We start from the raw sequence: 445 nt of genomic DNA on the forward strand, positions 1-445 counted from the left end.
CGATCTCGCGATCTGCATCACGGAAGGCATCCCCGTGCGCGACATGATCGAAGTGAAGGACCGCATGCGTCGCGAAGGCCGCAAGACGCTGCTGCTCGGACCGAACTGCCCGGGCACGATCACGCCGGACGAGCTGAAGATCGGCATCATGCCGGGTCACATCCACCGCAAGGGCCGCATCGGCGTCGTGTCGCGTTCGGGCACGCTGACGTATGAAGCGGTTGCGCAGCTGACGGCGCTGGGCCTCGGCCAGTCGTCGGCAGTCGGTATCGGCGGCGACCCGATCAACGGTCTGAAGCACATCGACGTGATGAAGATGTTCAACGACGATCCGGATACGGATGCGGTCGTGATGATCGGCGAAATCGGCGGTCCGGACGAAGCCAATGCCGCCGAGTGGATCAAGGACAACATGAAGAAGCCGGTCGTCGGCTTCATCGCGGGT

1 pseudogene is annotated in these 445 nt (G+C 63.4%); it reads left to right on the forward strand.

The window, feature by feature from the left end:
* Positions 1–445: pseudogene (locus tag U5A56_RS37000) on the forward strand (succinate--CoA ligase subunit alpha); the annotation flags it as partial.

It is taken from the genome of Burkholderia sp. BCC1998, from assembly GCF_905339875.1.
Classification (GTDB): domain Bacteria; phylum Pseudomonadota; class Gammaproteobacteria; order Burkholderiales; family Burkholderiaceae; genus Burkholderia.